We start from the raw sequence: 12,187 nt of genomic DNA on the forward strand, positions 1-12,187 counted from the left end.
TGGTGCTCCTGCTGGTCATCGGCCCGTTCCTGTGGCAGCTGTCCACCTCCCTCAAGGGCGCCACCGAGGACGTCTACACCCGCACCCCGAGCTTCCTGCCCGACCAGCCCACGCTCGGCAACTACGGCACCGTCGCCGACACCATCCCGGTGTGGACGTACGCCCTCAACTCGCTGATCGTGGCCGCCGTCTGCATCACCGGCAACGTCGTCGGCTGCACCCTGGCCGGCTACGCCCTCGCCCGGCTGCGCTTCCGCGGCGCCAAGCTCGTCCTCGGCCTGTTCCTCGCCACCCTGATCCTGCCCGGCGAGGTCACCATCGTCTCCCAGTACGTGCTGGTGCGCGGCCTCGGCCTGGCCGACAGCCTGGCCGGCGTGGCGCTGCCCGGGGCGATCGCCATGCTCAACGTGCTGCTGATGCGCACCGCCTTCGCCGCCGTGCCGGTCGAGCTCGACCAGGCCGCGCTGGTCGACGGCGCCAACGTCTGGCAGCGGCTGTGGCACATCGGCCTGCCGAACGTGCGCGGCATGCTCAGCGTGATCGTCATCTTCACCTTCATCGGTGCCTGGGACGACTTCCTGTGGCCGCTGATCGTGCTCACCGACCCGCAGAAGTACACCCTCACCGTCGGGCTCCAGTACCTCAACGGCACCTTCTCCGCCAACCCCCGGCTGATCGCGGCCGGCACCATGATCGCCTTCCTGCCGATCGTCGTGGTGTTCGGCGTCTGCCAGCGCTTCTTCTTCAAGGGCGTCGAGGAGGGAGCCGTCAAGGGCTGAGCCCTTTTCCCGACGGACGGTCCACCGTCCGTACGCCCCACACCAGTTGAGGAAGCTCTCCCCGTGACCACCACCCCCCGCTTCGGCGTCAACTACACCCCCAGCGCCGGCTGGTTCCACCACTGGCTCGACTTCGACCTCGACGCCGTGCGCGCCGACTTCGACTCCATCGCCGCCCTCGGCCTGGACCACGTCCGGGTCTTCCCGCTCTGGCCGCTGTTCCAGCCCAACCGCACCCTGATCCGCCCGCGCGCCGTCGAGCAGCTCGCCGCCCTGGTGGACGCGGCCGGCGAGCGCGGGCTGGACGTCGCGGTGGACGGCCTCCAGGGCCACCTGTCGAGCTTCGACTTCCTGCCGTCCTGGACCCAGACCTGGCACCGGCGGAACATCTTCACCGACCCCGAGGTCCTCGACGGCCAGGCTGCCTACCTGCGCACCCTGGCCGGGGCGCTGCGCGAGCGGCCGAACTTCCTCGGGATGACGCTCGGCAACGAGATCAACCAGTTCTCCGGCGCCCCGCACCCCGACCCGGACCGGATCACCCCCGCCGAGGCGGAGGCCTGGCTGCGCCGGATGCTCGCCGCCTGCGAGCAGGGCGCGCCGGGCCGGATGCACCTGCACGCCTCCTACGACGCCGCCTGGTACCTGGACGAGCACCCGTTCACTCCCTGGCACTCGGCCCGGATCGGCGCCGCGACGGCCGTGCACTCCTGGGTGTTCAACGGCACCGCCCAGCGCTACGGCGCCCACTCCACCGCCACCGCGCAGCACGCCGCCTACCTGGTCGAGCTGTCCAAGGCCTGGGCGGACGACCCGGCCCGCCCGGTCTGGCTCCAGGAGGTGGGCGCGCCCGCCCCGCACATCACCGCCGAGGACGCGGCCCGGTTCACCGGCGCCACCGTGGAGGCCGTGCTGGACTGCCCGGACGTGTGGGGCGTCACCTGGTGGTGCTCGCACGACGTGGACCGCTCGCTCGCCGACTTCCCCGAACTGGAGTACAGCCTCGGCCTGTTGACCACCGACCGGAAGGTCAAGCCGGCCGGCGCCCGGCTCGCGGAGGCCGCCGCCGAGGCCCGCCGTTCCTGGCGGCCGCCGACGCCGCGCACCACCGCCGTCGTCGTGGCCACCGGCGACGAGACGACCTCGCCGCACCGCTCGGTCTGCGGGCCCGGCGGCCCGGTGTACGAGGCCTTCATGCGCCTCGCCGAGGACGGCGCCCGCCCCACCACCGTACTCGCCGAACGCGCCGAGGACCGGGAGCACCTGGCCGCGCGCGGCATCACCGAGGTGGTCCACCCCGACGACGTACGTTCCCTCTAGACACCGCTGTTCCCCCTGCACCGCCCCCCGCACGCAACGGAGCCTGCCGACATGCACGATGACCGCACCCTCGTCGAGTCCCGCCTCAAGCGCGTCCTGGAGGAGCGCATCCTCCCGGCGGTCTACCCCGAGTCCGTCCCGCTGGAGGTCTCCGTCTGGACCGCCCCCGGCGAGCCCGTCCCGGTCGCCGAGGGCCTGGCCGCGCCCCGCGTCCCGATCGCCGTCGGCGACGCCTGGGGCGCGCCCTGGAGCACCAGCTGGCTGACCGTGACCGGCACCGTGCCGAAGGAGTGGGCCGGGCGGACGGTCGAGGCGCTGATCGACCTCGGCTTCGACGCCAACATGCCCGGCTTCCAGTGCGAGGGTCTGGTCTACCGCCCGGACGGCAGCCCGGTGAAGGGCCTCAACCCGCGCAACCAGTGGGTGCGGATCGCCGCCCCGGCGGCCGGCGGCGAGCAGGTGGAACTGCACGTCGAGGCGGCCGCCAACCCCGTCATCCTGGACTACCACCCCTTCCTGCCCACCGAGTTGGGCGACAAGGAGACGGCCGGCGACCGCCCGCAGTACAAGCTGGCCCGGATGGACCTCGCCGTCTTCGACGACACCGTCTGGCAGCTGTCGCTGGACCTGGAGGTGCTCGGCGAGCTGATGGCCGAGCTGCCGGTGGACGGCGCCCGCCGTTGGGAGATCCTGCGCGCGGTCGAGCGCGCGCTCGACGCGATCGACCTCCAGGACGTCAACGGGACGGCCGCGGCGGCCCGTTCGGAGCTGGCCGGGGTGCTGGCCGCGCCCGCCGTGCCGTCCGCGCACCGGATCAGCGCGATCGGCCACGCGCACATCGACTCCGCCTGGCTCTGGCCGCTGCGCGAGACCGTCCGCAAGGTGGCCCGCACCACCGCCAACATGACCGCGCTGCTGGAGGACGAGCCGGACTTCCTCTACACCATGTCCCAGGCGCAGCAGTACGCCTGGATCAAGGAGCACCGCCCCGAGGTGTACGCGCGGGTGCGCAAGGCGGTGGCCGAGGGGCGCTTCGTCCCGGCCGGCGGCATGTGGGTCGAGTCGGACACCAACATGCCGAGCTCGGAGGCGATGGCCCGGCAGTTCGTCCACGGCAAGCGGTTCTTCCTGGAGGAGTTCGGGGTCGAGAACCACGAGGCCTGGCTGCCGGACACCTTCGGCTTCACCGGCGGCCTGCCCCAGATCATCCGCAACGCCGGCTCCAAGTGGCTGCTGACGCAGAAGATCTCGTGGAGCCAGGTCAACCGGTTCCCGCACCACACCTTCCTCTGGGAGGGCATCGACGGCACCCGGATCTTCACCCACTTCCCGCCCGTGGACACCTACAACTGCTCCATGAAGGGCAGCGAGATCGCCCACGCCGCGAAGAACTTCAAGGACAAGGGGGTCGCCCGGCACTCGCTCGCCCCGACCGGCTGGGGCGACGGCGGCGGCGGGACGACGCGCGAGATGGTCGCCAAGGCGGCCCGGATGAAGGACCTGGAGGGCTCGGCCACCGTCCGCTGGGAGAAGCCCGCCGAGTTCTTCGCCAAGGCCGAGGCGGAGTACCCGAACCCGCCGGTGTGGGTCGGCGAGCTCTACCTGGAACTGCACCGGGCCACCCTGACCAGCCAGGCGAAGACCAAGCAGGGCAACCGGCGCAGCGAGAACCTGCTGCGCGAGGCCGAACTCTGGTGCACCACGGCCGCGTTGCGCACCGGCGCGGAGTACCCGTACGAGCAGCTGGACCGGATCTGGAAGACCGTGCTGCTGCACCAGTTCCACGACATCCTGCCCGGCTCCTCGATCGCCTGGGTGCACCGCGAGGCGGAGGCGACGTACGCGGCGCTGGCGCAGGAGCTGGAGGGGCTGATCGGCGCCGCTCAGCGGGCGCTGGCCGGGGAGGCCTCGGGCGGGCGCGAGCTGGTGTTCAACTCGGCGCCGCACGCGCGCTCGGCCGTCCCGGCGGGCGGGGCCTCGGTGGCCGCCCCGAGCGGTTCCGGCTGCGAGGCCGTCGCGCGGCCGGAGGGCGGCTTCACGCTGCGCAACGGCCTGCTGGAGGTCGTGGTGGACGCCGAGGGCCTGGTCACCTCGCTGGTCGAGCTCGCGAGCGGCCGGGAGACCGTCGCCCCCGGAAGCCGCGCCAACCTGCTCCAGCTGCACCCCGACTTCCCCAACATGTGGGACGCCTGGGACGTGGACCAGTTCTACCGCAACACCGTCACCGACCTGACCGGCGTCGACTCGATGACCGCCGACCGCACCCCGGACGCGGCCTCGGTGCGGATCGCCCGCTCCTTCGGCTCCTCCACCGTGGTGCAGACGCTGACGCTGCGGGTGGGCGAGCGGCGGCTCGACATCGACACCGAGGTCGACTGGCACGAGACCGAGAAGTTCCTCAAGGCCGCGTTCCCGCTGGACATCCACACCGAGCGCTACGCCGCCGAGACCCAGTTCGGCCACCTCTACCGGCCCACCCACACCAACACCAGCTGGGACGCCGCCAAGTTCGAGGCCTGCAACCACCGCTTCGTCCACCTCGACGAGCCCGGCTGGGGCGTCGCCCTGGTCACCGCCTCCACCTACGGCCACGACGTCACCCGCACGGTGCGCGAGGGCGACGGCGGCACCACCACCACGGTCCGCTTCTCGCTGCTGCGCGCCCCGCGCTTCCCCGACCCGCAGACCGACCAGGGCCTGCACCGCTTCCGGCACGCCCTGGTCCCGGGCGCGGCGATCGCCGACGCCGTCCGCGAGGGCTACCGGATCGGCCTGCCCGAGCGGCGGGTCACCGGCAGCGCGGAGCTGGTCGCGCCGCTGGTCGAGGTGGACGAGGAGGCGCTGGTGGTCAGCGCGGTCAAGCTGGCCGACGACCGCAGCGGCGACCTGATCGTCCGGGTCTACGAGGCGGGCGGCGGCCGTGCCCGGGGCCGGCTGACCACGTCCTTCCCGCTGGCCGGCGCCGTCCCCTGCGATCTGCTGGAGCGGCCCTGGGACGGCACCCGGGGCGAGGTCGCGGTGGAGGACGGCGCGGTGCGGCTGGCGCTGCGGCCGTTCGAGCTGGTCACCCTGCGGCTCAGCGCTGCCCGCTGACCCGCCGTTCCCCGTACGCTGTGCGGCGCCCCGGTCCCCGTGACCGGGGCGCCGCCCCTGCCACCCGTTGAACCGACCCCTTGGAGCCCGCCGTGTCCTCGGAGCCCACCGTGCCCGCAACCGCCCTGTTCGCCGCCATCGACATCGGCGGTACCAAGATCGCCGGTGCGCTGGTCGACGACGACGGCCGGCTGCTGCACCGGCTCCAGCTGCCCACCCCGGCCCGCGAGCCGGGCGCGGCCGTGCTGGCGGTCGTGCACCGGGTGCTGGACCAACTCGCCGGGACGGCCGACTGGGCCGCCGTGACGGCCGTCGGGATCGGCAGCGCCGGGCCGGTCGACCTCGCCGGCGGCACCGTCAGCCCGATCAACATCCCCGGCTGGCGCGGCTTCCCGCTGGTCGCCGAGGTCGCCGCGCACCCGGCGGTGGCCGCCCTTCCGGTGCACCTGGCGGGGGACGGCGTGGCGATGGCCGCCGCCGAGCACTGGCAGGGCGCGGCCCGGGGCGCCGACAACGCGCTCTGCCTGGTCGTGTCCACCGGCGTCGGCGCCGGGCTGGTGCTCGACGGCGCCGTCCGGCCGGGCCCCAGCGGCAACGCCGGACACCTCGGCCACATCACCGTCGAGCTGGACGGCGAGCCCTGCCCGTGCGGCTCGCGCGGCTGCCTGGAGGGCCTGGCCAGCGGCCCCGCGATCGCCCGGCGGGCGATCGCCGAGGGCTGGCGGCCGGCCGGCGAGGACCGCACCGCCCGCGCCGTCGCCGCCTCGGCCGCGGCGGGCGACCCGGTCGCGCTGGCCTCCTTCGACCGCGCCGCCCAGGCGCTGGCGGCCGGGATCGCCGCCACGGCCGCCCTGGTCGACCTCGGCCGGGTGGTGATCGGCGGCGGCGTCGCCACCGCCGGGGACGTGCTGTTCGCCCCGCTCGCCCGCCACCTGGACCGCTACGCCGCCCTCTCGTACGTCCGCGGCCTGGACGTGCGCCGCGCCGAACTCGGCACCGACGCCGGGCTGATCGGCGCGGCCGCGCTCTGCCGTTGACCGCCCGTCGTCCGGAGACCTCCGCCATGCCGCCCTCTGCCCTGCCGCCGTACGCCCTGCTCCACAACCCGGTCCGCCACTACGCCTGGGGCTCCCCCACCGCCATCCCCGCGCTCACCGGCACCGAGCCCGACGGCACCCCGCAGGCCGAGCTGTGGATGGGCGCCCACCCCTCGGCGCCGTCCTCGCCGGCGGGCGGTGAACCGCTGGACCGGCTGATCGCCGACGATCCCGAGGGCCTGCTCGGGCCGGACACCGTACGGCGGTTCGGCCCGACGCTGCCGTTCCTGTTCAAGGTGCTGGCCGCCGACCGGGCGCTCTCCCTCCAGGTCCACCCGACCCGAGCCCAGGCGGAGGCCGGGTACGCGAGCGAGCAGGCCCGAGGGATCCCGCTGGACGCCCCGTGGCGGGTGTTCAAGGACCGCGAGCACAAGCCCGAACTGCTCTGCGCCCTCGGCGACTTCGAGGCGCTCTGCGGCTTCCGGCCGCCCGCCGGGACGGCCCGGCTGCTGGACGCCCTCGGCGTTCTCGCCCCCTGGGCGCGGGCCCTGCGCTCCCGGCCCGCCGCCGAGGTGCTGCCCGCGCTGCTGCGGCAGGCCCTGACGGCCGAAGCACCCCAACTCGCCGCCGTCACCGAGGCCCTGCGACGCACGGCGGCCGGCGGCGGACCGTACGCGCAGGCCTGCGCAGGCTACGCCCGGGCCGCCGAGGAGTACCCCGGCGACCCGGGCCTGCTGGCCGCGCTGCTGCTCAACCACGTACGACTCACCGCCGGGCAGGCGCTGTACCTGGACGCCGGGGTTCCGCACGCCTATCTCCGGGGCGTGGGTGTGGAGTTGATGGCCAATTCGGACAACGTGCTGCGCTGCGGGCTGACCACCAAGCACGTCGACGTCGACGGCCTGCTCGCGGTCACGTCCTTCCGCGCCGCCGAGCCGGACGTTCTGGGCGCGCGCCCGATCGACCACTGCGAGGCTGAATTCCCTTCCCCTGCCGAGGAGTTCAGACTCTCCCGACTGCGCCCGGGTGACACCCCGAGCCGGGTCGATCTGGCCACCCCGCAGATCCTCCTCTGCGTCGCGGGCCGGGCCCGGCTGCGCGCCCCCGGCCGTCCCCACCTCGACCTGCCCTCGGGCGCCTCCGCCTACCTGCGCCCGGGCGCCGGGCCGGTCGAGCTGACCGGCCCGGGCGCGGAGCTGTTCCGGGCCACCACCGGCGTGCGGTGACCGGCTCAGGCGGGCGGTGATCCGACTCAGGCGGGCAGCGGGTGACCGAAGAGCAGGTCGTAGCCGTCCGGGAGCTGCTCGACCACCCGGTCGACCAGCTCCCCCGGTACGAGGTCGGACACGGTGCTGAGCACCGCCCCGATGTCCCACTTCGCCGTCGCCGGCGTCGCCCCGTCGATCCAGCCGACCACGGCCGTCACGAACCGCTCGGCGGTCAGCGGCTCGGCGGCCGGCTCCGCGTCCCGCAGCAGCGTCGCGTACGTCCCGGGCAGCGCGTCGGCGAGGTCGAACCGCTCGGCGCCCACCAGGTGCCCGCCGAGCAGGGCGAGCACGACCCGGGCCGCGTGGTCCGCCTCCGCCTCACCCCGGTACTCCCCGCGTTCCACGACGCGGGCGAGGAAGTCCTCCCAGGAGATGGTCATCGAGTTCTCCTTCCGGTCGCCGGGATCGGCCGGACCGTCGGCGGGCGATGCCCGCTGGGGGCCGCTCCGCTCCGCGAGGTCGGCCCCATCGCGGTCGGTGACCGCCGCGGGACGTACCGGTTCCCGTGCTGCTCAGCGTACTGCGACCAGGCCGGGCTGATGACCGCCGATCGGCCGGGATCCGCACGCCGCGGCCGGGGCCGGGGCCGGGTGGACGGATCGGCTCCGCCGCCGATACCGCCGCCGGCCCGTGCCGTCACCGGCACGGGAACGCGCAGGTCAGCTCGCCGAGGCCTGACACCGTCTGCGCGGGCGACGCGGCGCACCCAGGACGGTGGCGGGGCGGACCGGCATCCGCTGCGCCGGCGCGGGCGGCTGCGCGACGGCGCTCACGGCCTCGCCGCGCGTCGGATCGGTCATAAACGCCGAGAGAAAGCGCCGCTCGTCCTGGCTGAGTTTGCGCGAACGGCCGGATTCCCGGTCCCGCGCGACCACCACGGTCCGCGCCCGCATAAAGGTGAGGCCATCCCGGCAGACATTCACCTCGACGTGTGCGGAACTGCTCCCGATCCGCTCCACGGTCAGTCGCACCGACAACGGCTCGGGCCGGTGGTACAGCTGTTCCAGGTAATCGATCTCATGTCGCGCGATAATGAATCCGGACGGGAAGAGCGCCTCCCGGACGGCCGTCGCGTGGTGGCAGAACAGGTCGTAAATCCCCTCCTGGATGTAGCCGACCAGCCGGGCGTTGTTGATGTGCCCGTTCTCGTCGACGTCGCTCCAGCGGGTGGGGCAGGACAGCACATGCACGCCCGTGTACAGCGCGCTCACTGCTGCGTCAGCCCCGCACCGGCCCCGGCGGGGAGCAGCGCGCGCCGCAACCTGGCGTAGTAGCCGGAGTGTTCGGCCGCCATCCGGGCAACCGTCCAGCCCTCCTCGGCGGCCTCCGCGGCGGCCTCGACGACGAGGCTGTCGAGCACCGCGTCGACGGACCGGCACAGTTCGGCGACCGCCGCCAGCCGCTCGGTCATGCCCATCGGGCCGGCCACGTTCCGGGCGGGGAAGGCTGCCAGTGATTCCACCGCGAGCTGCAGATCGTCCACTGCTTCCGACCGGCGTTCCTCAGGGGAATTCCGCATTTTGTTCTCCAGGACCAAATCGAGCCGTTACGGCCCGGTAGCTAGCGTTCGAATACACCGATCGGTGTCGACCCCCCGACGCCTCGACGCTATCCCAGTCCGCACGGGTCCGCAGATGGATTCCGGACGCTGACGGGAAACTGACTTCCATCGGAGTAGTTTGCGGGGGTACACAATATGCCCCATCAGCCGAACGCCGTCCGTAGAACGGGTGGAATCCGCGACCCGCCCGGCGGAATCGACCACTGTTCGGCCCGAGTCTGCTACCGGCCTCCCCACCACCTCGCCTTGTACAGGTGCGTACCGCGCAGCGTCCGAACGCCCTCCGGACGGTGCAGCCGGATCACCGAGGTGCACCAGTCGCACGGGGCGGTGTGGTCGGGGGTCACCGTGAGCAGCCGGCCGGTGCCGGGTTCGTCGCCGATGCTCTTGACGTCCCGATCGGCGGCGGGATCGGCCAGGTGGACGGGGGTGAAGCGGTCGGCGGCCGGGTCGTAGCTCCAGAGGCCGTTCAGGGTGCTCACCCAGAACCGGCCGGGCTCGGCCAGGACGGGCCCCAGGTCGTGGCCGCCCGGGTCGGGCAGCGGGGTGCTCCGCACGGCGGTCAGGGTGGGCGCCGCCGGGGTGCCGCCGACCCGTAGGGCGGTCAGCGACTCGTCGCCGAGCACCCAGAGCAGGCCGCCGCGCCCGTCCCAGTGCACCCCGTGCGCGCCGGGGAGGGGGAATACGGCGTGGACGGTGGCACGCGGGCCCTGCGAGGCCGCGTACAGCCGCACCCAGCCGCCGGCGCTCGCGGCGACCGCGACGTTGCCGTCCGGGAGCAGCTCGATGCTGTGCGGGTTGACGGCGGTGCCGAGGTCCGCCGCCCAACGGGTGCGGCCGGTGGTGGTCTCCACCACGGCGGCGAGCCCGCCGGAGGCGGTGGTCAGCAGGTAGCGGCGGCCCTGCCGGATCCGGCTCTTCGCCTCGTCCGGGTTGGTCCAGCTGCGCTCGGGGGCGAGGTCGGCGAGGTCCGGGGCCCGGTCGGCGCTCCACGACCACACGACGGGCAGCCGGTCGGGGCCCTGGTAGGCCATCAGCTCCTCGGCGGTCTGGAGCACCAGCACCCGGCGGGAGGCCTGGTCGGCGGCGACCACCTGCCGGCCGAGCGGGGTGGCGGACGCGCGGCCGGCGGGCGCGCAGAGCAGCAGCGTCAGGAACAGGGCCGGCAGGGTTCGCGGGGTTCGCGGGGTTCTCCTCAGCACGCCTACACGGTGGTTGCCGCGGGGAGGCCGCGCACGGCGGCGCGCCCTGGCAGGCCTCAGCCCCGTCCCGAGACCAGGTCCGCGGCCTTGGCGATCGGCGAGGTGGTGGCCCGGCCGGCCGCCTCCTGCCGGTCGGCGGCGTGGTAGGCGGCGTACATGGCGTGCACCCCGAGCCAGCGCAGCGGCTCCGGCTCCCAGCGGCGCACGGTGTGGCCCACCCAGGGCAGCGCGGTCAGCTCGGTGTCCCGGCCGAGCACCAGGTCGCGCAGGGTGCGACCGGCCAGGTTGGTGGTCGTCACCCCGCTGCCGACGTACCCGCCCGCCCAGCCGAGCCCGCTCGCCCGGTCCAGCTCGACGGTGGCGCACCAGTCGCGGGGGACGCCGAGCACACCGGCCCAGGCGTGGTCGATCCGGGCGTGCGCGGCGGCCGGGAAGAAGCGGTTGAGGATCTCCCGGAGCTGGCGGACCGTCTCCACCTGGGTGCTGCCGTCCGAGTCCGTGCGGGAGCCGAACCGGTACGGCACGCCCCGGCCGCCGAGCGCGATCCGGTCGTCGGCGGTGCGCTGGGCGTACATGTAGGCGTGCGCGAAGTCGCCGAGCACCTCGCGGCCCTGCCAGCCGGCGTCCGCCCAGAAGTCTGCGGGCAGCGGCTCGGTGGCGATCATCGCGGAGTTCATCGGCAGCCAGGTCCGCTTCTCGCCGCGCAGCCCGGCGGTGAACCCCTCGGTGGCGCGCAGGACCCGGTCGGCGGTGACGGTGCCGTACGGGGTGACGGCGCTCGGCCTGCGGTGCGGGGTGCCGGGCAGGATCGCGGTGACGGGCGTCGACTCGTGGATCTCGACGCCGAGTTCGCGAACGGTGCGGGCCAGCCCGCGGACGAGCTTCGCGGGCTGGATCCGGGCGCCGTACGCCGTCCAGACGCCGCCGAGGGTGTCGGCGACGTTGATCCGCTCGGCGGCCTCCTTGGCACTCAGCGTCTCGACGCGGCCTTCGCCGTAGGCCCGCTCGGCCTCGACGTGCTCCTTCAGCCGCTCCAACTGCGGCCTGCTGCGCGCGACTTCGAGGACGCCGCCGCGGACGATGTCGGCCTCGATCCCCTCCCGGGCGGCCGTGTCGACGACCTCTCCGACCGCCTCGTCCATCACCCGCTGCATCGCCGCCGCGCCCTGGTGGCCGTACCGCCGGGCGAAGGCCGAGCGGCCGGCGAAACCGTTGTACAGCCAGCCGCCGTTGCGGCCGGAGGCGCCGTAGCCGCAGAAGCGGCGTTCGAGGAGGGCGATGCGCAGGGACGGGTCGGCCTTCTTCAGGTAGTACGCCGTCCAGAGGCCGGTGTACCCACCGCCGACGATGCAGACGTCGACGTCGCGGCCGCCCGGCAGCGCGGGCCCCGGCTCCGGCACCCCGCCCGCCGCGTACCAGAACGACACCTCGCCGTTGACCGCGCCCACCGGAACCTCCCGCACCCTCGCTGACCTGCCCGGACGCTACCCCGGGCCGATCACGGCGGGCCACCCCTCACAGTGGCAGGATCGCCGACGCGGATCAGTCACCCTGTCAGTCGTCGAGGTCAGTCGTTCAGCAGGTCGAGCGCCCGCGTCCAGCTGTACGACCCGGTGCTGGTCTGCGCGATGCGCACGCCCATCGACTTCAGCCGGTCCAGGCTCTGTTCGAAGGCGGGGTGCAGCGCCAGCTCCGCGCTGACGCGTGGCTGGACGGCCGTCGGAACACCTTTCCCGTACGCCTCGAAGAGGATCCCGAGCGCGAGGGTGTCGGCGATCCCGGCCGCCCACTTGTTGATCGTGTTGAAGGTGGCGGGGGTGACGACGATCCCGTCCGCGTCCGGCAGCGGCCGGTCGTCCCCCGGTTTCCGCCAGGCCGAGCGGATCGCGTACCCGGTCTGCGCCTCGATCGCGTCGGCGTCTATGAA

Annotated in this window: 11 protein-coding genes; 5 read left to right on the plus strand and 6 right to left on the minus strand. The window is 73.9% G+C overall.

All coding sequences use genetic code 11. The features are described 5' to 3' along the window. From J0670_RS15000 to manA, 5 genes are all read left to right on the plus strand, one after another. The coding region (locus J0670_RS15000; protein WP_207812062.1) for a carbohydrate ABC transporter permease at positions 1-779 on the plus strand (779 nt) is incomplete at its 5' end. A gap of 63 nt (positions 780-842) precedes the next feature. Further along, on the plus strand, positions 843-2,099 hold the full coding sequence (locus J0670_RS15005) for a glycosyl hydrolase (protein ID WP_207812063.1): 1,257 nt from the start codon (positions 843-845) through the stop codon (positions 2,097-2,099). 51 nt (positions 2,100-2,150) lie between these two features. Then, positions 2,151-5,192, plus strand: a complete 3,042-nt coding sequence (locus J0670_RS15010) for a glycoside hydrolase family 38 C-terminal domain-containing protein (protein ID WP_207812064.1) — start codon at positions 2,151-2,153, stop codon at positions 5,190-5,192. A gap of 110 nt (positions 5,193-5,302) precedes the next feature. Continuing rightward, on the plus strand, positions 5,303-6,229 hold the full coding sequence (locus J0670_RS15015) for an ROK family protein (RefSeq protein ID WP_207812065.1): 927 nt from the start codon (positions 5,303-5,305) through the stop codon (positions 6,227-6,229). A 26-nt stretch (positions 6,230-6,255) separates the two neighbouring features. Then, a complete protein-coding gene (manA, locus tag J0670_RS15020) occupies positions 6,256-7,455 on the plus strand; it encodes a mannose-6-phosphate isomerase, class I (RefSeq protein WP_207812066.1) in 1,200 nt (399 codons plus the stop codon). 26 nt (positions 7,456-7,481) lie between these two features. Here the strand turns inward: manA and J0670_RS15025 are convergent, their stop codons facing one another. The 6 genes from J0670_RS15025 to J0670_RS15050 all read right to left on the minus strand — a co-directional run. Then, positions 7,482-7,877, minus strand: a complete 396-nt coding sequence (locus J0670_RS15025) for a DUF2267 domain-containing protein (protein WP_207812067.1) — start codon at positions 7,875-7,877, stop codon at positions 7,482-7,484. Positions 7,878-8,156: 279 nt separating this feature from the next. Continuing rightward, positions 8,157-8,708, minus strand: a complete 552-nt coding sequence (locus J0670_RS15030; RefSeq protein ID WP_207812068.1) for a thioesterase family protein — start codon at positions 8,706-8,708, stop codon at positions 8,157-8,159. Beyond that, positions 8,705-8,980, minus strand: a complete 276-nt coding sequence (locus tag J0670_RS15035; protein ID WP_207812069.1) for a hypothetical protein — start codon at positions 8,978-8,980, stop codon at positions 8,705-8,707. The genes J0670_RS15030 and J0670_RS15035 overlap by 4 nt, the downstream gene beginning before the upstream one ends. Positions 8,981-9,279: 299 nt before the next feature. Further along, complete coding sequence (locus tag J0670_RS15040; protein ID WP_207812070.1) at positions 9,280-10,260, minus strand: DUF6528 family protein; 981 nt, start codon at positions 10,258-10,260, stop codon at positions 9,280-9,282. 56 nt (positions 10,261-10,316) lie between these two features. After that, on the minus strand, positions 10,317-11,708 hold the full coding sequence (locus J0670_RS15045) for an FAD-binding oxidoreductase (protein ID WP_207812071.1): 1,392 nt from the start codon (positions 11,706-11,708) through the stop codon (positions 10,317-10,319). A 119-nt stretch (positions 11,709-11,827) separates the two neighbouring features. Further along, positions 11,828-12,187: flavoprotein (locus tag J0670_RS15050; RefSeq protein ID WP_279383011.1), on the minus strand; the 360-nt coding region annotated here is incomplete at its 5' end.

The organism is Streptomyces sp. FH025, from assembly GCF_017427025.1.
GTDB lineage: Bacteria > Actinomycetota > Actinomycetes > Streptomycetales > Streptomycetaceae > Kitasatospora.